Source organism: Burkholderia sp. AU44665, from assembly GCF_030504405.1.
Taxonomy (GTDB): domain Bacteria; phylum Pseudomonadota; class Gammaproteobacteria; order Burkholderiales; family Burkholderiaceae; genus Burkholderia; species Burkholderia semiarida.
On record NZ_JAUJRI010000004.1, the window covers coordinates 118,533 to 142,441 of the forward strand.

Below are 23,909 nucleotides of genomic sequence, written 5' to 3' on the forward strand. Positions count from 1 at the left end.
TTGTCCGCGCTGCTTCAAACGCGGCACGACGGCGCGCGCCGCGCGGCGCGCCCGCTGCGCGCGGGCTTGTCCACACTTTTTGTTGGCAAGCATGTGGATATCCTGAGCATGCGCGAGCTAAGTCGTTGATCGCACAACGTTTGGTCGCGCGGGTCACGACTGCGGCACGATGCGCCCGCGGCGTGCGCGATGCCTGTCGCGCCCTGCCGTGCCGCGCTGCTCAGCCGAACGTCCGCGCGACGATGCGTGCGACCGACGCGATCACGTCGTCCTTCGCCCGCGCATCGGCTCGCGTCTGCGTGTAGTACACGGCCAGCACGATCGGCGCGCGCGACGTCGGCCAGATGACGCCCGCGTCGTTCGTCGTCCCGTAGTCGCCGGTGCCGGTCTTGTCGCCGACCGCCCACCCGGCCGGCACGCCCGCGCGGATCCGCTTGTCGCCGACCTTGTTGCCGCGCAGCCACGTGACGAGCTGCTCACGCTGCGCGGCCGGCAACGCGTCGCCGAGCGTCAGCACGCGCAGGCTGGCGGCCATCGCGGCCGGCGTCGTCGTGTCGCGCGGGTCGCCCGGCAACGCGGTATTCAGTTCGGTCTCCCATCGATCGAGACGGAACGTGTCGTCGCCGATCGAGCGCGCGTAGGCCGTGACCGCCGACGGGCCGCCGATCAGCTTCATCAGCAGGTTCGCGGCCGAGTTGTCGCTGTACTGGATCGTGGCCTCGCACAGCGCGGCGACCGTCATGCCCGCGCCGACGTGCTTCTCCGATACCGGCGAATAGTTGACGAGATCGGCCTTCGTATACGTCACGCGCTGTTGCAGCAAGCCCGGTTGCTCGACGCTCCGCGCGAGCACCGCGGCGCTCAGCATCGCCTTGAACGTGCTGCAGAACGGGAAGCGCTCGCCCGCGCGATGCTCGATGACCCGGCCGCTCGCCGTGTCGATCGCGCACACGCCGAGACGGCCGCCCGCGTCGCGTTCGAGATCGGCCAGCGTCGTCGCAGCAGCAACAGGCGCAATGGCGTCCGCGGCAGCCGCCGCTGCCGCCGTGGCGGCGTCCGGCGCAGCGGCCTGTCGCGACGCGCATGCGGTGACGGTAAGAACGAGCGGCGCCGTCGCGGCGGCCAGCAACAGGGATCGACGTTTCGATGAGTAGGTCATGTCGGTTGTCTCGTGGTGGAATGGCGGCGAAACGTGGTTGGCGCGTTGAAAACGGCCGGCCGCCGAGGCAGCACTATCGGCACTTTACGGTTGCCCGACAAGCAACGATAATTGAGCGCTGACAAAAGAAATTCTTATGACGAAGCTTCGCCCTCATCTTCCGCTCAATGCGTTGCGCGCGTTCGAATCGTCGGCGCGCCACCTGAACTTCACGCGCGCCGGCCTCGAGCTGAGCGTGACCCAGGCCGCCGTCAGCCAACAGGTGCGCTCGCTCGAGGAGCGGCTCGGCTGCACGCTGTTTACGCGGCTGCCGCGCGGCCTCGGGCTGACCGACGAGGGGCGCGCGCTGCTGCCGGTGCTGAGCGACGCGTTCAGCCGCATCGAGACGGTGCTCAAGCAGTTCGACGGCGGGCGTTTCCACGAGGTGCTGACGCTCGGCGTCGTCGGCACCTTTGCCCTAGGCTGGCTAATGCCGAGGCTGAAGCAGTTCGGCGACACGCACCCGTTCGTCGAGCTGCGGCTGCGGACCAACAACAACGTCGTCGACCTCGCCGCCGAGGGCCTCGATTTCGCGATCCGCTTCGGTGAAGGCAACTGGCCGGCCACGCGCAACGAGCGGCTGCTCGATGCGCCGCTCACCGCGCTATGCACGCCGGACATCGCGCGGCGCGTCGCGCGGCCGGCCGATCTCGCGAACGAAACGCTGCTGCGCTCGTATCGCACCGACGAATGGCACGGCTGGTTCGACGCCGCGCGGCTCGAACCGTGGGCCGTCAATGGGCCCGTGTTCGATTCGTCCCGGCTGATGGTCGAGGCCGCGATGCAGGGTGCGGGCGTCGCGCTCGCGCCCGCGTGCATGTTCTCGCGCGAACTGCAGCTGGGCCAGCTCGCGCGGCCGTTCGACATCGACGTGCGCGCGGGCGGCTACTGGCTCACGTCGCTGAAGTCGAAGCCGCTGACGCCGGCGATGACGCTCTTTCGCGACTGGATCGTGGCGGAAGCGGCCGGTACGGCGCCGGCGAACTGACGCGGCCGCGCTTGTCCACAGATTTTGTTGGCAAGGATGTGGATATCCTGGGTACGTGGCGCCTAACCCCTTGATCGCGCAAGCATTCGCGCGCCGACGCACGGCGCGGGCAGCCTTTGCACGCGGGCTTCGCGCACTGCTCGCATTCGGGCCGGATCCTCAACCCGTGCGACGCAATCGATTGCGAGTTGTCCACAGATTTTGTTGGCAAGCCTGTGGATATCCGCCGGATCGGACGCGTAACATCTTGATACACAAGGGGATTCGATTCACGGACCTTGACCGGTCAATGGCGTGGCACCGGAATGATTGTGGAACCGCGCGCCGCGCATGCGTGGCGCGCCCGGCCGCAGGCCGGGCGGTTCTCCACAGATTGTGTTGGCAAGCGTGTGGATATCCTGCGTATCGGGCACCTAACTGATTGAGCGCACGGGGTTTTGTGCCGCGTGCGCAGAATCGGGCAGCGCCTGCGCCGCCCCGTACGTCAATGGCGGTCGAGCCCGCCGCGCAATTCGCTCGCCTTGTCGCGCAACGCTTCGTAGCCCGAACGCGCATGCTCGGGCAGGTCGGGATCGCCGATCAGTGCGCCCAGCGTTTCGATCAGGCTGAACAGAATGCCCTTCGCCGCGCCGACCGCGATACTCTGCGATTCGATCGACTTGTGCAGGTGGTCGACCGCCGCTTCCAGATTCTCGAGCTTGTGCTCGCCGTCGTCGGGCCGGTTGTCGGTCGTCATCGTCTACCTCCGCCATCGTTCAAGGGTCATGTCACGATTCTATGCCGCCGCGCGCGAACGTGGCGCGACATCGCGCAACGTTCGCGCGGCGCCCCGCTACAGCACCGCGACCACCTTGACGCGGCCCGGCCGCTCCGCCGCCGCGACGACCTGCCCGTCGACCCGGCGGAACGTCAGCGACACGGTTTCGTCGCCGACGCGCAGCGCATCGATCCGCAGCCAGTCGACGCCTTCCGGCAATGCCGGGCGTTCGACGCGCACCTCGTGGCGCGACGCGTCGATGCTCACGCCGAGGCACGCCTGCAGCATCATGAACGGCGCGCCGGCCGCCCACGCCTGCGGCAGGCAGGCAACCGGATACGCGGTCGGCGGTTCGCCGCGCCGGCGCGGGAACCCGCAGAACAGTTCCGGCAGACGCATCTCGAAGCTCACCGCCGCCTCGAACAGCGCACGCAGCAGGTTCACTGCGGCCGTCTTGTCGCCGTAGCGCGCCAGGCCGCGCGCGATGAGCGCGTTGTCGTGCGGCCACACCGAACCGTTGTGATAGGCCATCGGGTTGAAGCGCGGCTGGCCGGCCGCGAGCGTGCGGATGCCCCAGCCCGTCTGGAACAGCGCCGAGCCGAGCACGCCGGCGACCGCCGCGCCGCGCTCGGCGTCCGGCAGCCCGAACGCAAGCAGGTGGCCCGCGTTCGATGCGAACACGCGGCAGAGCTCGCCATGCCCGTCGAGCGCGATCCCGTAGAAATCGCCTTCCGGCATCCAGAACAGCGCGTCGACCTGGTCGCGCAGCGTCTTCGCGCGCAACGCGTAGCGCGTCGCGTCGGCCGCATGGCCGCGCCGGTGCGCGCACGCCGACATCGCGTCGAGCGCCGCGCACGCGTAGGCCTGCACCTCGACGAGCGCGATCGGCCCGTCCGGGAAACGGCCGTCCGCATGGAACACCGAATCGTGGCTGTCCTTCCAGCCCTGGTTCGCGAGGCCGCGCTCCGACGTGCGCTGGTAGTCGAGCAGTCCGTACGGATTGCGGTCGCACTTGTCGATCACCCATTGCACGGCGCGCTCGAGCGCGGGCCACAGCTCGTCGATCAGCGCATCGTCGCCGGTGCGCTCGGCATAGGCGCCCGCGAGCACGATGAACAGCGGTGTCGTATCGACGCCGCCGTAGTACAGCGCGAACGGCACCTCGCCCGTCGCGGCCATCTCGCTGCGGCGGAACTCGTGCATGATCTTGCCGGGCTCCGCGTCGCGGAACGCGGAGGTCTCGCGCGCCTGATGCTCGGCGAGAAAGCGCAGCACGCCGCGCGCGAGCGACGGCTGCAGCCACAGCATCTGCAGCGACGTGATGATCGCGTCGCGGCCGAACGGCGTCGAGAACCACGGAATGCCCGCATACGGGTACGGCCCCGTGTCGAGCTGCGTCGTGAGCAGCCCGAGATCCGCGAGCGAACGATCGAGCCACGCGTCGAACAGCGGATTGCCGGTGTTCACGCGCGCCATCGACTCGCGCCGTGCCCGCATCTCGCGATGCACGCCGACGAGCGCCGTGCGCAGCGCGACGCGGCCGCACCCGGGCCCTTCGCCCTGCGCGGGCCCGAGCGTCGCATCGACGGTCAGGTAGATCGACACGCACGCCTGCGCGGCGATCGTCAGCGTGTAGTCGGCACGATCGACCGACAGCGCGTCGGGCGCCGGCGAAAAATGCACGGTCACGTTGCGCTCCACGCCGTCGAGGCCGTCGTAACGCAGCCGCACCGCGCCCGCGTCGACGCGCGGCGCGCCCACCGTGCCGCGCTTGGGCCGCCGCGTGCCGCGCACTTCGAACATGTCCTTGAAATCCGCCGCGAACGACAGCGACAGCGGCACCTCGGCTTCGCTCGCGCCGTAGTTCGTCAGCGTCAGCGCTTCGTGCAGCACGTCGCCCGCGAGCACGCGCATGCGCTCGATATGGATCACGCCCTCGGGCGTCTCGTGGCCGCCGAGCGGCGGCAGCGGGCGGTTCGTCAGGTGCGCGGTGAACGACGCGTTGTCGGCGCTCGTCGCGCCCGACAGCAGCGACGGCGCGCGGCCGCCGAACGTCAGGCGCCACGTCGACAGCACGCGCATGTCGTCGACGAACAGGCCGTCGTCATGGCCGGCGATGTCGCCGAGCGCGTCGCTGACCACGAACGCGTCGCCGGATTTCAGCACGTACTGGTTGTTGCGCGCGAGGACCTGCGGATCGGCTTCGGGCGCGATGAAAGCGGGACCCGACGCGGTGGCCGGGGGAATCGGCGCGACTTGCGGCGCCTGCGTCGTCGTGGCTTCGGCGTGATTCGGCATCGATGCTCCTGTGTCGAGGCGCAACGCGCGGCGCGCGTCGCGTGTTTCGCACAGGATAGGCCAGAACGGCGAACGTGCGCAGCGACGAAACGGCCGCGGCGCCAGACGACGTTGCTTCGTCGCATGGCGCCGCGTACGGGCACGTCAGTCGCCGGTCAGAATTTCCACAGGATGTTGCCGAGGATCGCGTTGTCGCGCACGCCGCTGCCGTATTGGCCGCTGTACGTGAGGCCGAGCGTCAGGCGCTTCGTGATGTTCGCGTCGATGCCGGCTTCGAGCACCGCGCTGTCGCGAGCAATCGGCACGCCCGATACCTGGAACGACGTGCCGCCATTCGCGAACGTGAACGCCGACGACGGCCGCACGTTGCCGAACGCATGCCGCCAGCCGACCGTCCCGCGCGCGGTGAACGTGCCGCTCGCGATCGAGCCGAGCTGCGACGCCGCACGCAGGCCGAGCGTCGAGAAGCCGACGTGGGTCGTCTCACCGCCGGCACGCAGCGCGGCCGCGCCGCCGGTTTCCGTATAGCCGTCGGTATGCAGGTTCACGTACGCGAGGCCCGCGAACGGTTCGATCGCGACCGGGCCGACCGGCAGCGCGTAACCGACTTCGCCGAACACCTGCGCAGAATGCGCGTTGTAGCCGGCCGAGTCGTGATCCGAGAAGCCCGCGAAGCCCGGATAGCGGTCACTGTTGATGCGATACCACGTGTACGAAGCGCCGCCGCGCACGCCGAGCGCGCCGTACTGCGCGCCGCCGTACAGCGACAGGTAGTAGCTGTTCACCGCCGCCGACGAACTCTGGTCGTTGTCGAGCGAGCTGTGCGTGACGCCCGCGGCCAGACCCGCACGCCACTTGTCGTTGAACGCCATGTCGGCGCCGGCGATGAAGCCCGTCATGCTGCGGTTGATCGACGATGCGTTGCCGTCGCCGGCGAGCCGGCTGCGGCCGCCGAACGCCTGCCCCCACACGACCGGCTGATAAGGCGTCCCGCCATAGCACCCGTCGCGCGAACCGATCCGGCGTTCCGGCGGCAGCGTCGGGTCGGCCACGCCGGCCGTGTTGTCGCCGCACAGCGCGGCGCCGCCCGACGACAGCGCCGCGAGCGGGCCCGATCCGGGCGCGAGCCCCTGACGGACGCGATCGGTCACCGCGTCGCGCACATAGCGGCTGTCGAGCAGCAGCATGCTCTTCAGGCTCGCCTGCAGTTCGCCGCCGAGCAGCCCGTACGCGCGGCGCGCGGTCGGCGCGTCGGCCGTCAGCACCGTGTCGTACAGCGGATTGCCGGTGCCGAGCGCGGCCACCGCGGTCGCGACCGAGCGCTGGTTCGGCGTGGTGGCGACGTCGGGCAGCGACGTGCCGTTCTGAGCCAGTTGCAGATACACGTGACCCGGATCGTAGCTGAGGGTCGGCGTGAGGAACGCATAGTTCGCGCTCACCTGGGTGAACGCGCCCTGCACGCCCGACGACGCGCTGAGGATCGTGTACGTCGTGCCCGGCTGATAGGTGCTCTGGTTCGCGAGCACCTGCACGGTGCCGCCGTTCAGCGTCGCGGTGCCGCTCGCCGCGAGGCTGCCGCTTTGCTGCGGCGTCGCGGCGACCTGGAACGTCGAACCCGGCTGGAACGTGACGTTGCCGCCCACGTTCAGCGCCGCGCCCGGCTGCGTGGCGGCCGCCGTCGCGCCGCCTTGCACCACGAGGCCGCCGATCGTGCCGGTGCCCGTCAGCGTCGCGCCGTTCTGCACGGTGACGGTCGACTGGCCGAGCGAACCGTTGACGGCGAGCGTGCCCGCGGCGACCGTGGTCGGGCCGCTCAGCGTGTTCGTGCCGGTCAGCGTGAGCTGCCCGCTGCCGGCCTGGGTCAGCGAACCGGTGCCGGACAGCACGCTCGCGATCGTCACGTTGCCCGATTGATTGACGATCAGCGCACCGTTGTCGACGACGTCGCCGGCCACGCTGCCCGACGTGCCGCCGTTGCCGAGTTGCAGCGTGCCGCCGGCTGCGATCGTGGTGCCGCCCGTGTACGTGTTGCCGCCGGTCAGCACCTGCGTGCCGCTCGCCACCGTCACGCCGCCCGAGCCGCCGATCGTGCCGCCGAAGGTATTGCTGCCGCTGCCGTTCAGCGCCAGCGCGTTCGCACCGAGATTCACGTTCGTGCCGGCCGCACCCGACAGCGCACCGATCGTTTGCGTGCCGGTCGCGCCGCTCACGTCGAACGTCGCACCCGTGCCCGCGAGATTCACCGCGCCCGTCGATGCGAGGCTGCCGCCCGCGCCGAGCGCGAGCGTGCTGCCGCCGGCGATCGTCGTGCCGCCCGTGTACGTATTCGCACCCGTCAGCGTTTGCGTGCCCGTGCCGGCGAACGTCACGCCGCCCGTCCCGCCGATCGCGCCGCCGAACGTACCGTTGCCGCTGCCGTTCAGCGTCAGCGCATTCGCGCCGAGATTCACGTTCGTGCCGGCCGCGCCGGCCAGCGTGCCGATCGTCTGCGCGGCCGTCGCCCCGCTCACGTCGAACGTCGCCCCCGTGCCCGCGAGGTTCACGGCGCTCCCCGACGCGAGGCTGCCGCCCGCACCGAGGGCGAGTGTGCTGCCGCCGGCGATCGTCGTGCCGCCCGTATACGTGTTGGCCCCCGTCAGCGTTTGCGTGCCCGTGCCGGCGAACGTCACGCCGCCCGTCCCGCCGATCGCACCACCGAACGTACCGTTGCCGCTGCCGTTCAGCGTCAGCGCATTCGCGCCGAGATTCACGTTCGTGCCGGCCGCGCCGGTCAGCGTACCGAACGTCTGCGCGCCCGTCGCGCCGCTCACGTCGAACGTCGCCCCCGTGCCCGCGAGGTTCACGGCGCTCCCCGACACGAGGCTGCCGCCCGCGCCGAGTGCGAGTGTGCTGCCGCCGGCGATCGTCGTGCCGCCCGTGTACGTGTTCGCGCCCGTCAGCGTTTGGGTGCCCGTGCCGGCGACCGTCAGCCCGCCGGCGCCGCCGATCGTTCCTCCGAACGTACCGTTGGTGGTGCCGTTCAGCGTCAGCGCATTCGTGCCGAGGTTGACGTTCGTGCCGGCCGCGCCGGTCAGCGTGCCGATCGTCTGCGCGCCCGTCGCGCCGCTCACGTCGAACGTCGCACCGGCGCTGGCGAGATTCACCGCGCCGGTCGAGGCGAGGCTGCCGCCCGCACCCAGCGCCAGCGTGCCGCCGCCGCTGATCGTCGTGCCGCCGGTGTACGTGTTCGCGCCGGTCAGCGTCTGTGTGCCGCTGCCGGCCAGCGTCAGGCCGCCGGTGCCGCCGATCGCGCCGCCGAACGTGTTGCTGCCGCTGCCGCTCAGCGTCAGCCCGTTGCCGCCGAGGTTCACGCTCGTGCCGGCCGCGCCGGTCAGCGTGCCGAGCGTTTGCGAGGCGGTCGCGCCGCTCAAGTCGAACGTCGCCCCCGCGCCCGCGAGGTTCAGCGCACTGCCGGACGCAAGGCTGCCGCCCGCGCCGAGCGCCAGCGTGCTGCCGCCGGCGATCGTCGTGCCGCCCGTGTAGGTGTTCGCGCCGGACAGCGTCTGCGTGCCGGTACCCGACAACGTGAGGCTGCCCGTGCCGCCGATCACCCCACCGAACGTGCCGCTCGCCGTGCCGCCGAGCGTCAGTGCGTTGGCGCCGAGGTTCACGTTCGTTCCCGCGACGCCCGACAGCGCGCCGAGCGTCTGCCCGCTTGTCGCACCGCTCAGATCCAGCGCCGCGCCGGCACCAGCGAGATTCATCGTGCCCGTCGGCGCGAGGCTGCCGCCCGCGCCGAGTGCCAGCGTCCCCGCATTGATCGTCGTGCCGCCCGTATAGGTGTTCGCGCCGGTTAGCGTCGTGGTCGCCGCGCCGTTCTTCACGAGGCCGCCGCTTCCGCTGATCGCGCCGGTCAGCCCGAGATCGTTGCTGCCGCCGAGCGTCAGCGCGGCGCCCGTGCCCAGATTGATCGCATTGCCGACCGACAAGGCTGCATTCGTATCGAGCGTGGCCGCGCCGCCGACGTTCAGCGCGCCGGCGCCCAGCGCCCCGCCGTTGCCGAGCACGAGGCTGCCGCTATTGAGGTTCGTGCCGCCGCTGTAGGTATTGGCGCCGTTCAGCGTCTGCGTGCCGGTACCCGACAAAGTGAGACTGCCCGTGCCGCCGATCACACCGCTAAACGTGCCGCTCGCCGTGCCCCCGAGCGTCAGTGCATTGGCGCCGAGGTTGACGTTCGCTCCCGAGACACCCGACAGCGCGCCCAGCGTCTGCCCGCCTGTCGCACTGCTCAGATCCAGCGTCGCGCCGGCGCCCGCGAGGTTCATCGCGCCCGTCGATGCAAGGCTGCCGCCCGCGCCGATCGCCAACGTGCCCGCGTTGATCGTCGTGCCGCCCGTATAGGAGTTCGCGCCGGTCAGCGTCGTGGTCGCCGCGCCGTCCTTCACGAGGCTGCCCGTGCCGGCAATCGCGCCACCGAGCGTAAGACTGTTGCTGCCGCCGAGCGTCAGCGCGGCGCCCGTGCCCAGATTGATCGCATTGCCGACCGACAAGGCTGCATTCGTATCGAGCGTGGCCGCGCCGCCGACGTTCAGCGCGCCGGCGCCCAGCGCCCCGCCGTTGCCGAGCACGAGACCGCCGCTATTGAGGTTCGTGCCGCCGCTGTAGGTATTGACGCCGTTCAGCGTCTGCGTGCCCGTACCCGACAACGTGAGACTGCCGGTACCGCCGATCACCCCGCCGAACGTGCCGCTCGCCGTGCCGCCGAGCGTCAGCGCGTTGGCGCCGAGGTTCACGTTCGTTCCCGCGACGCCCGACAGCGCGCCGAGCGTCTGCCCGCCCGTCGCACCGCTCAGATCCAGCGTCGCACCCGCGCCCGCCAGATTCATCGCGCCGGTCGATGCAAGGCTGCCGCCCGCGCCGAGCGCAAGTGTGCCCGCATTGATCGTCGTGCCGCCGGTGTACGTGTTCGTGCCGGTCAGCGTCGTCGTCGCGGCGCCGTCCTTCACGAGGCTGCCCGCGCCGGCAATCGTGCCCCCCAGCGTAAGGCTGTTGCTGCCGCCCAGTGTGAGTGCGGCGCTCGCGTCGAGATTGATCGCATTGCCGACCGACAGGTTCGTGGTCGTATCGAGCGTCGCCGCGCCGCCGACGGTCAGCGCGCCGGTACCGAGCGCCGAGGCGTTGCCGAGTACCAGTCCGCCGGCGTTCAGCGTCGTGCCGCCCGCATAGTTGTTCGCGCCCGACAGCGTGAGCGCCGCCGCGCCGTTCTTCACGAGACCGCCGCCGCCGGAAATCACGCCGCCGAGGCCGAGATCGGTGCTGCCGCCGACCGTCAGCGTCGTGCCCGTCGCGATGTTGACGCCGTTCGCGAGCGACACGTTGGCAGTCGCATCGAGCGTCGACGAACCGTTGACATTCACCGCACCGAGGCCGAGCGACGTATTGCTGCCGACGACGAGGTTGCCGCCGTTCAGGTTGGTGCCGCCCGTGTACGTGTTCGCGCCCGTCAGCGATTGCGTGCCGGTACCCGACAGCGTCACGCTGCCCGAACCGCCGATCGTGCCGGCATAGGTGGCATTGATGCTGCCGCCGAGCGTCAGCGAATTGGCGCCGAGGTTCACGCTCGTTCCCGCGACACCCGACAGCGCGCCGAGCGTCTGCCCGCCCGCCGCACCGCCCAGATCCAGCGTCGCGCCGGCGCCGGCCAGGTTCATCGTGCCCGTCGACGCGAGGCTGCCGCCCGCGCCGAGTGCAAGTGTGCCCGCATTGATCGTCGTGCCGCCCGTGTACGTGTTCGCGCCGGTCAGCGTCGTCGTCGCCGCGCCGTTCTTCACGAGGCCGCCGCTTCCGCCGATCGCGCCGGTCAGCCCGAGATCGTTGCTGCCGCCGAGCGTCAGCGTCGAGCCGGTCGCGAGATTGACCGTGTTGCCGAGCGTCACGTTCGCGCTCGTGTCGAGCGATGCCGACGCGTTGACGTTCAGCGCGCCGGTGCCGAGCGACGAATTGTTGCCGACCACCAGGCCGCCGCCGTTCAGGTTCGTGCCGCCCGTGTAGCCGTTCGCGCCGGACAGCGTCAGCGTGCCGCCATCGTTCTTCGTCAGCGCGCCGCCGCCCGACACCGTGCCGGACAGCGTCAGACCGGTCGCGCCCTGCACCGTCAGGCCGCCCGCGCCGAGCGACACGTTGTTGGACACGTCGAGCCCCGCCGTGCCCGCCTGCAACGCACCGCCGTTGCCCGTGACGGTCCCGGTGCCGAGCGACGCGTTGTCGTTGATGATCGCCACGCCGCCCGTCAGCGTCGCGTCCTGCGCGGTGGACGCGCCGTTGATGGTCCAGTTGCCGCTCGTGACGTCGAGGTGATTGAAGTTGATGTAGTTGTTGACCGCGATCGTGCCGTTCGCCGCGGCGCCCTGCTGCAGGTTGAGCGTATTGTTGCCGCCCGCGCCGCCGTCGACGACGCCGGTTGCGGCCACGCCGAGCGTGACCGGGCCGATCGTGATGTTGAACGCGCCGCCGGTGCCGCCGGCCGTGTTGACCGACGAGCCCGTCACGGCATTGAACGTGTTCGTGCTGTTCGCCCCCATCGACACGCCGCCGTTGATCGTGCCCGAGTTGGTGAACGTATTGCCCTGCCCCGGCGTGCCGTTCGAACCGAGCGACACGCGGCCGGTGATCGTCCCGCTGTTCGTCATGTTGACCGTGCCGCCGCCGTATGCGGCGACCACCGGCGCATCGGCGCCGACGAGGGTCGCGCCGGGCAGTGGGGACGAGCCGATCGTGCCGGTGTTGTTGATCGTCGACGTGCCGCCCGTGCCGTTCTGGACCGACAGCGCCATGCCGGTCACGCCGCTGATCGCGACGCCGGTCGAGCCGTTCATCGTGCCGTTGTTGGTCACGGTCGTGGTGCTAGCCGCCGCGTTGCCGACCACCGCACCGCTCGACAGCACGCCGAGCCCCGAGCCGAGCACGGACGGGTCGATCGTGCCGTTGTTGGTCAGCGTGACGTTACTGCCGGTCAACGACATCGCCGTGCCGCCGACGCCGAGCAGCACGCCGACGCTTGCACCGGGGTTGACCGTCGCATTCAGGTTGTTGGCGCTGTTCGAATAACTGGGCGCCAGCGGGTTCGCGGCGCCGGAGCAGGTCACCGTGGTGCCCGCGGTGCTGCAGGTCGCCTGGGCGGGAACGATGCCCGCGCCCGACAGCGCCAGAAACACGCCCGTGGGCAGCAACAGTCTCGGAAACGGCTCACTCGCTTTTCTCGAACGGGCAGGATTCATGCTTTCCCTCTTTATTGATTTCGGTTTTTGGTATGGGTATTGCGGCCGCACTGGACGGCACGCAGCAGAAAATCGCGGATAAAAGCGTCCTCCCCGGCAATCGCGATGCGCTGTCGGTTTATTCGTGATGATTGTTTTGATCGGCCCGGAAATGCGGCTGCGGAACTAGTCGAATGACATGGTGACGGCCCCTGTTTTTTTGCAGCGACTTTCTGGTTGATTTGATTACTGCCCGCTTTCGTCAGACTAGGCTATATCAAACTCAAACCGTTTTCCAGTCGATATTTTCCTGTCGGATCAACGGCCGACGGTTGTGTAGTTTTTTACTTTCTGACAGATGCGCAGCGATAACATGCAACACGCTCTTCGCCGGCTTTCTTGATTTTTCGCAAAGACAACGATTGTTCCGCATCGGTGGAAACACCGATATATCGCCCCGATTCAATACACGCTGATTTTGCAGTGCAATATTCTTACCGCGACGAATGATCCATGCAGATAATCAACATCCGCTTAATAAATCGATCGGACCTCGATTATGGAACTGTCGGCGAAACTGTTTTGATTTTTGTCCCCTCAAGACATCTGAAACGAGAATCGCTATTATTTATTCAGTGCCTATGACACCCGCGCGGCCGGCGCGGACGACAGAAAACCGGAAAAAACAACGAAACCACCCGCACCGGAAGCGCGCGCTTCCGGGCCGCCCCGTCACGAAAACAGGCGCATCGGATAAAGCATCGGCCGAAACGAAACCGGCCGCGCATCGGGATTCACCCACAACCGCACCGCATACACCGCGTAGGCCGGCACCTCGCGCCAGCTCGAATAGAGATCGCGCCACTGGAAGCGGCGCGGATACGCGGCGGAGATGTTCGACCGCGCAATGCCGACGCGCTCGAAGGCGAGGCGCGCCCGCGCGAGGTGGTAATACTGGCTGACGATCAGCACGCGCGACAGGCGATGCGCGCGCAGGTAGGCAAGCGTGTGCTGCGCGGTCGCGAGCGTGTTGTCGCCCTGATCGTCGACGGCGATCCGGTCCGCCGGCACGCCGCGCGCGACGAGGTAGTCGCGCATGGCCGTCGCCTCGTTCAGCCCGGGCCCGTCGATCGCGCCGCTGACCAGAAACGCCGGGCACTGCCCCGCGCGGTAACAACCCACGCCGACATCGAGCCGGGCCGCGAGCACCGGCTTCGGCGCGCCGGTTTCGTCGAGCGCGTTGCCGAAGATCACGGCGACGTCCGCCGGGTCGCCCGGCATCCGCATGCCATGGACGACGATCGCGGCAGCCGCCGCGCCCCAGACGCACGCGACGACGGCCAGCACGCGGCCGGCCCGGGCCGCGAAGCCCCGTTTGGTTCGATATTTCAAGGTATTCGGTCTCTCAGGTGTCGCCGGGGGCGTCGGCCGGCCCGGCCCCGAACAGGCGCGTCACGCTAGCACGGCGCGCCCGCGCCTGTCCATGCGATGGACCGATGCCGGCCGAGTGGGCCGGCCACTGGAAGATCGAAAGAATGTGAGGGCGTGCGCCCGGCCGCGGCCGACAGCACCGCCCGGCTCAATCCGCCGGGCACATCGCGAGCCGCCCCATCGCCTCGCCGGCGCCGCGCACCGCGCAGGTGGACGGCTCGTCGGCGATCCGCGCGACCAGCCCGGTCTCGTCGTACAGCAGGCGTTCGAGATCGGCGAGCAGCGCGCCGCCGCCCGTGAGCACCGCGCCGCGATTCGCGATGTCGGTCACGAGTTCGGCCGGCGCGTTTTCCAGCACCGACTTCACCGCACCGATCACCTGCTTGAGCGGCGCGGCCAGCGCGTCCGCGACGTCATGGTTGGACAGCTCGACCGAGCGCGGCAGGCCGTCGCCGATGCCGCGGCCGACGGCGCGGGTCGACGTGCGCGGCACCGCGCTCGTGGCCGAGCCGATCGTCTTCTTCACGTGCTCGGCCGTCTGTTCGCCGAGCAGCACGCCGTACAGGTTGCGGACATGGTTGACGATCGCCGCGTCGAACTGGCTGCCGCCGACGCGGATCGCCTCGCGGTACACGATGCCGCCGAGCGCGATGACCGCGACTTCGGTCGTCCCGCCGCCGATATCGATGACCATCGAGCCGACCGGCTCGGTCACCGGCAAACCGGCGCCGAGCCCGGCCGCCAGCGGTTCCTCGATCAGTTCGACCTCCGATACGCCGGCCGCGAACGCGGCCTCGCGGATCGCGCGGCGCTCGACGGCCGTCGCGTCGGACGGCACGCACAGCGTGACCTCGACGCGGCGACCGAAGCGCGAGCGGGTGCGCGACATGTCGATGAAGCTGCGGATCATCTGCTCGGCCGCGTGCGCGTCCGCGATCACGCCGTGCCGCATGGGCCGCACGGCTTCGAGATGCCCGGGTTCGCGGCCGAGCAACGCCTTCGCGAGCTCGCCGACGGCCTCGAGGGTGGGCCGCGCGTCGCTCGCGCCGCCCTTGCGGAAGCAGACGACCGACGGCTGGTTCAGCACCACGCCGCGTTCGTGCGTATAGATTCGCGTACTCGCCGTTCCCGGGTCGATCGCAACGGGTTGCGCAAACAACTTTCCGAACAGCGGTGTCGACATATCAAACCTTTGTGAAGGAGCGGGCCGGGACAGCCGCGCCGCACTTTTCGCCGCGCGTGCATGCCGCCCCATCACGAGCTTAGCGGCAAATCGTTCCGATACTTTAGCCAATTCCAATGATTTTTTCGCGACGAAATTGCCGAAAACGGCGTCCCGCGCACGTCCGGCTACGCAACAGCCGCTCGCATCGGGCCTGTAAAACACGGTAATCTCTCGGTCTTGCCTGTTCCCGGCAGGCCTCCGACGCACGATCACGCCAGGTATGTTCACCATGACAGCGACCGTTTCCTTCCGCTGGGCGCCGCTGCGCCCGCTCTGCACGACGCTCGTTGCCTTCTGGTGCTGCGCGGTTGCCGCGCAACCGCTGCCGGCCGCCGAATCCGCCGCCGCCCCGACCGTTGCGGCCGCAGCCAACCCCGCGGCTGCCGCCGCACCCGCCGCCGCGGCGCACACCTGCGCGGCCGACGGCGGCCCGGCCGGCCGCCCGTCGATCGGCCTCGTGCTGTCCGGCGGCGGCGCGCGCGGCTACGCACACCTTGGGGTCCTGAAAGTCCTGGAGGACAACCGGATCCCGATCGACTGCATCGCGGGCACCAGCATGGGCGCCGTGGTCGGCGGCCTGTACGCGAGCGGGATGGCGGCCGACGAGATGCAGAAGCGGCTGTCGGAGGTCAACCTGGCCGATATCGCGTTCGACGTGACGGACCGCGCGGACCTGCCGCAAACCAGCCGGGAAGACGAACGCCTGTACATCAACGGGCTGACACTCGGCTTCGGCAAGAAAGGCGTCAAGGCGCCGGTCGGCCTCGTTCAGGGCAACCGGCTGCAGGCGCTGCTCGCGAACTGGACGGCCGCCGTGCCGACCAACCAGCCGTTCGACCACCTGCCGATCCCGTATCGCGCCGTCGCGACCGACCTGCAGACCGGCCAGATGGTCGTGCTCGACCACGGCTCGCTGCCGCTCGCGATTCGCGCGAGCATGGCGATGCCGGGCCTGTTCGCGCCGGCCGAGATCAACGGGCGCGCGCTCGTGGACGGCGGGCTCGTCAGCAACCTGCCCGTCGACACCGCGCGGCAGATGGGCGCGAACATCGTGATCGCCGTCGACATCGGCTCGCCGCTGCGCCCGCTCGATGCGCTCGCGTCGCCTGCCGACGTGATGCAGCAGATGGTCGGCATCCTGATCCGCCAGAACGTGACCGCGCAGCGCAAGCAGCTCGACGCGCACGACGTGCTGCTCACGCCGGACCTCGGCTCGCTCGCGTTCACCGATTTCCAGAACGCGAAGCAGGCGATCGCCGCCGGCGAGATCGCCGCGACCGCGGCGCTGCCGAAGCTGCGGCGTTTCGCGCTCACGCCGGAACAGTACGCGGCCTACCGGTCCGCGCACGCGCAGCCGCTGCCGCCGCCGATCCGGATCACGCGCATCGACATCAAGACCAGCGGCGGCGTGCCCAAGCGCGTCGTCAGCAACGCGCTGCACGTGAAACCGGGCGACATCTACGATCCGAAGACCGTCAGCCAGGATCTGCTCGGGCTCACGACGGGCGGCAACTTCGAGAGCGTCACGCAACAGATCGTGAGCCGCGGCGACGATAACGTGCTCGAGATCGACGCGCGCGAGAAGTACTGGGGGCCCAACTTCCTGCTGTTCGGGCTCGGCATGTCGAGCAGTTCGACCGACGAAGGCGGCTTCCGCCTGCACGTCGGCTACCGGCGGCCGTGGCTCACGGAATCGGGGCTCGAATTCCGCGCGGACACGACGATCGGCAGCGACCTGCAATCCGCGCGCATCGAGTTCCGTCAACCGCTGTCGATGGCATACGGCGTCTATCTGTCGCCGTACGCGGAATACCAGCGCCGCTACGCGAACCTGTACGACGACACCGGCGACGTGAAGATCACGCAGTATCTGATGCAGACGGCGCGCGCCGGGCTCGATCTCGGTTTGCCGATCGGGCGGCTCGGCGATTTCCGGATGGGCGTCGGTTACGTGACCGGGCACGGCTCGCCGACCTACAACCTGCCGTTCGACGACGGCAGCGGCCAGGCGCTGCTGTGGCCGAGCTTCACGTCGCAGGCGCTGATCGCGCGCGCCCGGCTCGTGATCGACCAGCTCGACGATCCGCTGTTCCCGCGCAAGGGCTATTTCACCGAGCTGCGCGTCGAACGCTCGCTGGTGTCGCGCAACGGCGGCTCGGCGCAGGAATTCTCCGACGGGATCAACAACGCACCCTATACCGAGATCTACGGCAAGGCGATGATCGCGCAACAGTTCGGCCGGCACAGCGTCAGCGCGACGATCGAAGGCGGCAAGAGCATCGGCGGCACCAACCTGATCAACGCGTTCAACTTCACGCTCGGCGGCTTCCAGCATCTGTCCGCGTACGCGGCCGACCAACTGAACGGCAACGAGCTCGCGTACGGGCAGGTCACGTACATGAACCAGTTGATGACGTTCAACGCGTCGCCGGTCAAGGCGCTGTCGGTGGGCGCCAGCGCGGAAGTCGGCAACGTGTGGTCGAGCGGCCAGCAGATCGGCGGCGGCGCGCTCAAGCAGAGCTATACGTTCTTCACGAGCCTGTCGACCGCGTTCGGGCCCGTCTATATCGGCGTCGCGCTCGCCCCCGGCGGCCGACGCAACTTCTACCTGCAGCTTGGCCGCACTTATTGAGCATGCGCGGATGCCGCTGCGGCGGTATCCGCGGCGCCGTCTCGACGGCGGCCATCGACTTCACGGATGCCGCGGATCGGCCTTGCGGCGTGGCGCTAGACCGGCCAGCTGATCTCGAACCGCGCGCCGCCGAGTTCGACCGGATCGACGACCGCGATGCGGCCGTTGTGCGCATGGAGCACCTGTCGCGTGATCGACAGGCCGAGCCCGTAGCCGCCGGTACGGCGGTCCAGGCGCACGAATGCGTCGAAGATCCGTTCGCGCTCGCTCTCGGGCACGCCGGGGCCGTCGTCCTCGACGAAGATCCCGATGTTGCCGTGCACGAGCGAGATCCCGACGACGATCCGCGATTGCGCGTACTTGCTCGCGTTGCGCAGCAGGTTGCGCATCGCATACGACATCAGCCGCCGGTCCATCTTCACGCGCAGATCCGACCCGATCGCGATGCGCGACTCGATCGCACGGTCCGGATACAGCAGTTGCGCGTCGCTCACCTGATGCTCGAACCACGCGACCGGCGCGGTCATCTCGAGGTTCGACTGCAGCGAGCTGTATTCGAGCCGTGCATACGTGAGGCTCATGTCGATCAGCTCCTCAAGCTCGGTCACGTCCTGCGCGATGCTCTCGAGCGCGCCCTGGTATTCGGCCGCCGAACCCGGTTCGCGCAGCATTTCGAGCGCGAAGCGAACGCGCGCGAGCGGCGTGCGCAGTTCGTGCGAGATCCCGTTCGTCAGGTCGCGCTGCGCGGCGATCAGCCGCTCCATGCGCATCGCGAGCGCATTGAGCGTGCGCGCGAGCGGGCCGATGATCACGCTGTGCGATTCGCGCGCACGCGTGTTGAAGCGGCCGCCGGTGAAGTCGATCGCCCGCTCGCGCACCATCACAAGATCCGACCAGACCGGCCGCATCCACCGATACGCGGCGAGCGCCGGCGCGGTGAACACGAACGCGAGCACGATCCAGATATCGCCCGGCAGCGAATCGAACGCATGCCACACGACCTGCGGCGACAATTCGACGCACAGCGCGAGCGCGGGCACCAGCGCGGTCAGCAGGACGAGGCCGAGCAGATGCAGGTAGGTGCGCAGGTACAGGCGCGACCAGCTCGGAATGCGGTCGGCGCGCGTGTCGGTCCACGCGCGGCGGAAGTGCAGCCAGCGCCATTTGACGTAGCGCAGCGTCGGCAGCGGCGGTGCATCGGGGTGCGAACGGGTTCGTCGGATCATCGCGGCTCCCGGCCGGCGGGCGGCATGCTCGCGCGGAACGTGGCGGCGTCGCGCGAAGGCGGCCTCATTCCCACGCGTGCTTGCTGAATTGATAACCCTTGCTGCGGATCGTCTTGATCCGCTGCGGGTTGCTCGCGTCGTCGCGCAGCTTGCGGCGCAGCTTCGAGATGCGCCCGTCGATCGTGCGGTCGAGGCCGTCGAATTCGACACCGCGCAACTGCAGCATCAGATCGTCGCGGCTGACGACTTCGCCCGCGTGACACACGAGCGCCCACAGCAGGTCGAATTCGGCCGACGTCAGATCGGGCGTGCTGCCGTCGGGCAGCACGACGGTGCGGTCGGTGCGGTCGATCGAGAACTTCCCGAACGCGTAGCGCTCCGGCTGCGGCGCGGTGCCTTCGGCCACGCGCGCGGGCGCGCGGCGCAGTTGCGCCTTGATCCGCGCGAGCAGGATGCGCGGCTCGACCGGCTTGTGCACGTAGTCGTCCGCGCCGAATTCGAGGCCGAGCAGCTCGTCGAACGGCTCGTCGCGCGCCGTCACCATGATGATCACGCCGTCGTACTGCTTGCGCGCCTCGCGGCAGATTTCGAAGCCGTCCTTGCCGGGCAGATTCACGTCGAGGATGACGAGATCGGGACGAATGGACAGGATCGCCGGCACCGCGGCGTCACCATGCAGCACAGTGTCGACTTCATAGTCGTTCTTGCGCAGGTAGCCGGCGATCAGCGTGGACAGACGGGTGTCGTCTTCGACGAGCAGGATGCGAAAAGACATGGGCAACGGTCGGGTCATCGGGGAAGCCGCGGCGGCGCCGGCCGGTGCCGGACGCCGGCCATCGGCCGAAACGTACCGCATGATACTGCGCCCGCCGCTTGCCTGTTTGGCTGTCTTGAAAATAAGGGCGCGACTCGGGCCGCGCTTGACGAATCGGCGCCGGGACGGTTCCATACGGGCTCGCCGGAATCCCGGCCCTGCTTCCATCCTGCCTGACGTGATGAATTACCAGACGATTCTTGAACGCATCCACACCGAACTCGCCCCCTGGATCGGCCAGGGACGGGTGGCCGACTACATTCCCGAACTCGCGAAAGTACCCGCCGACAAGTTCGGGATGGCGGTCGTGACGCTCGACGGAAACGTTTACACGGTCGGCGATGCGCACGAGCGCTTCTCGATCCAGAGCATCTCGAAGCTGTTCGCGTGCACGCTCGCGTTCCAGTTGCTGGGCGACGCGCTGTGGGAACGGGTCGGCCGCGAGCCGTCCGGCACCGCGTTCAATTCGCTGGTTCAGCTCGAAAGCGAACGCGGCAAGCCGCGCAATCCGTTCATCAATGCGGGCGCGCTGGTCGTCACCGACGTGCTATGCCGCCGCTTCGTGAAAGCCGAGACGGCGCTCGTCGAATTCGTGCGGCGGCTGATCGGCGCGAACGACATCGACTACGACTCGCGCGTCGCGACGTCGGAGTTGCAGCACGCGGAGCGCAATCGCGCGATGGCGCACTTCATGGCGAGCTTCGGCAACATGCAGATGCCGCCCGATACGGTGATCGACGCGTATTGCCGGCAGTGTGCGATCGAGATGAACTGCGTCGAGCTCGCCAGCGCCGCGCTGTTTCTTGCGAACGGCGGCGTCGCGCCGGCGACCGGCGAGCGGATCGTCGATTCGAGTTCCGCGAAGCGGCTGTCGGCGCTGATGCTGACTTGCGGCACCTATGATGCGGCCGGCGATTTCGTGTATCGCGTCGGGCTGCCGGCGAAAAGCGGCGTCGGCGGCGGGATCGTCGCGGTGCTGCCCGGGGAGATGGCGGTGTGCGTGTGGGCGCCGGGGTTGGATGCGAACGGGAATTCGTTGGCGGGGACCAGGGCTTTGGAATGGTTGACTACGTATTCGGGGCGGTCGATTTTTTGAGGTGAGCTTCCGTCGTTTTTTCGCCTTCCATCAGGCCGGAGCTGTCCGCGTTTTTGTGGGCGAAGGGGTTGGACAGCGGGTTATCCGCGCGCCTGCGTGAATTGATTTTCGAACAGGAGAGAGCGGACGGCTCGACGCTCAGCTCGGTGCTGGCCGAAGGCAAACTCTTCAGTTGATTAAGGAATGCATCCGTTCCTAGCTTTAGTGATAAATCCAACGGACATTCAGCAGTGGCAGCCGGAGCGCTTACCGCTGCAAAATTCATTGCACGAGGGCTGACAAGCACCCCAAACGCGTTCGTTTTCTCACCCTCACTTCTTTCGACCATGGAGAGTCTGCCGAACGGTCTCAGCCGTATATTCTTCACTACCATCCAGCTCGCCTGCATCATTGAACACAACGTAGCCAGAGAACAAGCAAAGACCGTAAGCGACGATCCCGGCAAAATCCCATGCGACACGCGTCTGCACATTGGCTATGTAGCCGTAGCCCTCTCGCCCGCTAAGTTCTGTCACGCATCGGTTGAATGAAATCCAGCATTGCGCTCCGTCACCACCTTCCAACAGAACAAAATCATTCAAAAGACCCTCATTGCCATCGGGTCGCCCTGCAAATTTGACGTCACCGAGAGTCACTCCAAACTCGTCACATGCACGAGCCAGAATCCCTCGCAACTCCTGCAGGCTATTTGGCATCACTGCCAATGGAACGTACATGCTGTTTGCCATAACGTTTTTACCTAGTCGAACGTGTGAGTGTGAGCCACCCGGCGGTCTCAAGAATCAAGTGCAACGTTTAGCCAATCCGGCGGCAGCCAATTCCATCGCCATAGCCTCTTCAGGGGTTTTCCAGTTGAGGGCATCTGGGTGACGCCTGACAGGTCGGCCCCCTTGGGCAGAAACTGGCGCAGCAGGCCGTTGGTATTTTCGTTGCCGCCCCGTTGCCAAGGGGCGTAGGGATCTGCGAAACAGATGTCCAGATTCAGTCGTTCAGCCAACTCGACATGGCAAGTCATTTCCGATCCACGATCGTACGTCAGGCTCTCACGCAGAAAGGCCGGGAGTTTCTTCATCTGGCGCGTGACCCCCTCCAGTGCGTCCTGGGCCGTACAGCCATCCATGCGGCACAGCACGACGAACCGCGTCTTGCGCTCGACCAAGGTACCGACGCAGGAGCGATTGAAGGCGCCTTTGATGAGATCGCCTTCCCAATGACCGGGCCATTGGCGCGTTTCGATTGCCTCGGGTCGATGGACGATGCGCGGGTCTTCCGGGACAAAGCTCTTGCGGGCCAACGTCTTGCGGGCGTTGCCGCGCACCGGCTTCTCCTGGCGCAAGGCCTCGATCATCGCCTGCTTCAAGCCGCCGCGGGGATGGGTATAAATCGCCGCGTAGATCGTTTCATGACTGACGCGTTGCTCGGGATTATCTGGATGCATCTCGCGAAGTCTGGCAGCAATTTGCTGCGGCGACCAGCGCCGATAAACCAGATCGTGATGCACTTGCCAGTACAGCGCGCTTCCTGTTGCCAGCTTCACCTGACGCCGACTTCGCTCGCGGCGCGCCCGGTAGGCTCTCGCCGCGCTCGTGGCGTCATAACAGCGAGACGATTCCGTACGATTGCGTGCCAGCTCTCGCGTGATCGTCGACGCGCTGCGACCAAGCAGCCTTGCAATCGCCCTGACGCTCGTGTTTCCGGCCTTCTCGATCATGATCGCCGCGCGCTCTTCGGCGCTCAGATGCTGGTATTTCGTCATTGCAACACCCTACCTCATCAACGGTGTTGCACTTGAAACTAGAATCTAAGCCTCTTCTCCGTCGACTATCCCCACCACGATCACCATCTCGCCCGACCGTCTGCATTGCATCTCCGGTACGCCAGCCGTCCCATGACGACTACGCCACGAACCCGGCAACAGCCGCGTTCGACACGACTATTCTCCATCAGAGAGAGACTCCGCTTCCCCCTCTCGATTCAACGCACGCAACTCTTTTATAAATTGGTAGGTAGCTGCAATCAGAAGGGTCAAGAAAGCCGGCAACCCAACAATGACAGGTTTCCAGCCGGCTCCTTTACCCAAAGAGAAGACCAATGCTATTAGCAGCAAGGAAAGCAGCGATGCATAACCTATAGCGAAACGTCTAAACAAGGTTCGCTTCTTGTCTGTCAGATTCATTCTCACTCACCTATCGGTTGGCTTATTTTTAGCAGCCTCAATTGCCGACTGTATCGGCCCCAACAAGAATTGTATGAACTGATTTACAAATCTACCGATACTACCCGGGAGGATATATTGCACTCCGCCATCACCCACACCACCACCAGCACTGATCCCGAAGCTACTCGCGTTGTAGCCAGAACTGTTCTGAATATCCGAGAACGACAACGTCCCCGTCGTCAGCTGATTCTTGTCCGGCGTCGCCGTACTCGCGATATACGCTCCCTTCAGGTCCGTATTGCCCTTCACGTTGATGTCGAAACCACCGTCCCCGGCATGAATAGTCATCGACCCACCGTCGACCTTGAACCCAAAAACACGGACTCGATGGCACTCCGATTACGACGCTACGCGACGTAGTATTTTCCGTGTCGAAATTAAGCCATCATCTGCCTTCACGGCCCTAGGTCGGATACTGATACACATCACAATCGAACCGACATAGTCTGATCATGCTTAAAAATTAAAAACTCCCTTACATCGGTTATTTCACAAAGGAATCGTCCATCACTTGATTTTGACAAGATGCCGGTAATTTCAGCTTGATCGCCGTACAAATATTCGCCCCCCCCGAAAGCAGGAACACTCGAAAGAAGCTTCTTTTTCAAATCACCATGGCGCACCAAAACAGCGTGATTCTTTTCCAGAATTTTTGCATCTGATTCGACAAAATATCCATCCTGCCCATCCATGACAAAGAAACCTTTCAAAACCACTTCCGTGCCAAAAGCGATGGCATCGGTTGTTTCGTTGAGTTCGATAATTTCCATAGTTTTCACGTCTATCACCTA

The 23,909-nt window shown here is 67.1% G+C and carries 17 protein-coding genes; 3 read left to right on the plus strand and 14 right to left on the minus strand.

What is annotated here, in order from left to right; all coding sequences use genetic code 11:
* Positions 1 to 220 precede the first annotated feature (220 nt).
* A complete protein-coding gene (gene blaPEN-B, locus QZM15_RS11535) occupies positions 221 to 1,159 on the minus strand; it encodes a PEN-B family class A beta-lactamase (protein WP_104012598.1) in 939 nt (312 codons plus the stop codon).
* 136 nt (positions 1,160 to 1,295) lie between these two features.
* On the opposite strand from blaPEN-B, the gene penR reads away from it, so the two are divergent.
* Positions 1,296 to 2,186: a beta-lactamase transcriptional regulator PenR gene (gene penR / locus QZM15_RS11540; protein ID WP_302106409.1), complete on the plus strand. Its 891-nt coding sequence runs from the start codon at positions 1,296 to 1,298 to the stop codon at positions 2,184 to 2,186.
* Between the two features lie 484 nt (positions 2,187 to 2,670).
* Here the strand turns inward: penR and QZM15_RS11545 are convergent, their stop codons facing one another.
* The 5 genes from QZM15_RS11545 to QZM15_RS11565 form a co-directional block, all read right to left on the minus strand.
* A complete protein-coding gene (locus QZM15_RS11545; protein ID WP_006482135.1) occupies positions 2,671 to 2,922 on the minus strand; it encodes a hypothetical protein in 252 nt (83 codons plus the stop codon).
* A gap of 96 nt (positions 2,923 to 3,018) precedes the next feature.
* The gene (locus QZM15_RS11550) at positions 3,019 to 5,241 is read right to left on the minus strand and encodes an amylo-alpha-1,6-glucosidase (RefSeq protein WP_059584565.1); all 2,223 of its coding nucleotides are present in this window, start codon (positions 5,239 to 5,241) and stop codon (positions 3,019 to 3,021) included.
* A 155-nt stretch (positions 5,242 to 5,396) separates the two neighbouring features.
* Positions 5,397 to 12,497, minus strand: coding sequence for an autotransporter-associated beta strand repeat-containing protein (locus tag QZM15_RS11555; protein ID WP_302106410.1), 7,101 nt, complete (start codon positions 12,495 to 12,497; stop codon positions 5,397 to 5,399).
* Between the two features lie 711 nt (positions 12,498 to 13,208).
* Entirely contained in the window at positions 13,209 to 13,868 is a 660-nt protein-coding gene (locus tag QZM15_RS11560; protein ID WP_302106411.1) for a YdcF family protein, read from the minus strand.
* Positions 13,869 to 14,055: 187 nt separating this feature from the next.
* Positions 14,056 to 15,090, minus strand: a complete 1,035-nt coding sequence (locus QZM15_RS11565) for a rod shape-determining protein (RefSeq protein ID WP_059639835.1) — start codon at positions 15,088 to 15,090, stop codon at positions 14,056 to 14,058.
* Positions 15,091 to 15,361: 271 nt separating this feature from the next.
* Here QZM15_RS11565 and QZM15_RS11570 point away from each other — a divergent pair, with 271 nt between their 5' ends.
* Complete coding sequence (locus QZM15_RS11570) at positions 15,362 to 17,764, plus strand: patatin-like phospholipase family protein (RefSeq protein WP_302106412.1); 2,403 nt, start codon at positions 15,362 to 15,364, stop codon at positions 17,762 to 17,764.
* 95 nt (positions 17,765 to 17,859) lie between these two features.
* Here QZM15_RS11570 and QZM15_RS11575 read toward each other — a convergent pair whose 3' ends face one another.
* Complete coding sequence (locus tag QZM15_RS11575) at positions 17,860 to 18,990, minus strand: ATP-binding protein (protein WP_059584559.1); 1,131 nt, start codon at positions 18,988 to 18,990, stop codon at positions 17,860 to 17,862.
* Between the two features lie 64 nt (positions 18,991 to 19,054).
* On the minus strand, positions 19,055 to 19,765 hold the full coding sequence (locus QZM15_RS11580) for a response regulator (protein WP_059584557.1): 711 nt from the start codon (positions 19,763 to 19,765) through the stop codon (positions 19,055 to 19,057).
* 220 nt (positions 19,766 to 19,985) lie between these two features.
* Here QZM15_RS11580 and QZM15_RS11585 point away from each other — a divergent pair, with 220 nt between their 5' ends.
* Positions 19,986 to 20,900, plus strand: a complete 915-nt coding sequence (locus QZM15_RS11585; RefSeq protein WP_059584555.1) for a glutaminase — start codon at positions 19,986 to 19,988, stop codon at positions 20,898 to 20,900.
* Here QZM15_RS11585 and QZM15_RS11590 read toward each other — a convergent pair.
* The 6 genes from QZM15_RS11590 to QZM15_RS11615 all read right to left on the minus strand — a co-directional run bounded on the left by QZM15_RS11590 (position 20,872) and on the right by QZM15_RS11615 (position 23,897).
* The gene (locus tag QZM15_RS11590; RefSeq protein WP_302106413.1) at positions 20,872 to 21,228 is read right to left on the minus strand and encodes a hypothetical protein; all 357 of its coding nucleotides are present in this window, start codon (positions 21,226 to 21,228) and stop codon (positions 20,872 to 20,874) included. The two genes, QZM15_RS11585 and QZM15_RS11590, sit on opposite strands and share 29 nt — an antisense overlap.
* Positions 21,212 to 21,628 carry a hypothetical protein gene (locus QZM15_RS11595; protein ID WP_302106414.1) on the minus strand — a complete coding sequence of 139 codons (417 nt, stop codon included), beginning with the start codon at positions 21,626 to 21,628 and terminating at the stop codon, positions 21,212 to 21,214. The genes QZM15_RS11590 and QZM15_RS11595 overlap by 17 nt, the downstream gene beginning before the upstream one ends.
* Before the next feature lie 47 nt (positions 21,629 to 21,675).
* Positions 21,676 to 22,656, minus strand: coding sequence for an IS30 family transposase (locus tag QZM15_RS11600; protein ID WP_302106415.1), 981 nt, complete (start codon positions 22,654 to 22,656; stop codon positions 21,676 to 21,678).
* Between the two features lie 177 nt (positions 22,657 to 22,833).
* On the minus strand, positions 22,834 to 23,076 hold the full coding sequence (locus tag QZM15_RS11605) for a hypothetical protein (protein WP_302106416.1): 243 nt from the start codon (positions 23,074 to 23,076) through the stop codon (positions 22,834 to 22,836).
* Positions 23,077 to 23,082: 6 nt separating this feature from the next.
* Positions 23,083 to 23,406, minus strand: coding sequence for a hypothetical protein (locus QZM15_RS11610; protein ID WP_302106417.1), 324 nt, complete (start codon positions 23,404 to 23,406; stop codon positions 23,083 to 23,085).
* A 137-nt stretch (positions 23,407 to 23,543) separates the two neighbouring features.
* Entirely contained in the window at positions 23,544 to 23,897 is a 354-nt protein-coding gene (locus QZM15_RS11615; RefSeq protein ID WP_302106418.1) for a hypothetical protein, read from the minus strand.
* Positions 23,898 to 23,909: the final 12 nt, after the last annotated feature.